This window comes from Psychrobacter sp. 16-MNA-CIBAN-0192 (assembly GCF_040309565.1).
Taxonomy (GTDB): Bacteria; Pseudomonadota; Gammaproteobacteria; order Pseudomonadales; family Moraxellaceae; genus Psychrobacter.
The window spans coordinates 1-274 of sequence record NZ_JBEOOX010000229.1 but is presented as its reverse complement, the minus strand read 5'-3'; the positions used below and the strand labels follow the sequence as shown (position 1 = coordinate 274).

General features: G+C 43.1%; 1 pseudogene. It reads left to right on the top strand.

Annotation, left to right across the window (positions count from 1 at the left end):
• Positions 1 to 274, top strand: a pseudogene (locus AAEY78_RS13030) (OsmC domain/YcaO domain-containing protein); the annotation flags it as partial.

Below are 274 nucleotides of genomic sequence, written 5' to 3'. Positions count from 1 at the left end.
CTTAGAAGACTTAGGTAAAGAGGTGTACATTGCCGAATTTATCGATTTAGGCGCATCGGCCTGCCGTATTCTCGTCCCCGATTATTCCGAAATTTACCCTGTTGAAGACTTGGTGTGGGACAACACCAACAAAGCGTTGGATTATCGTGAAGATATTCTCAACTTACATTCTTTAAGCGCTAAGCAACTTGCCAACTTAGTGACTCGCTTAGAAGAAAGTCAACTTGATAACTACACCGATATCCCCACCTTGATCGGCATTGTATTCGATGAC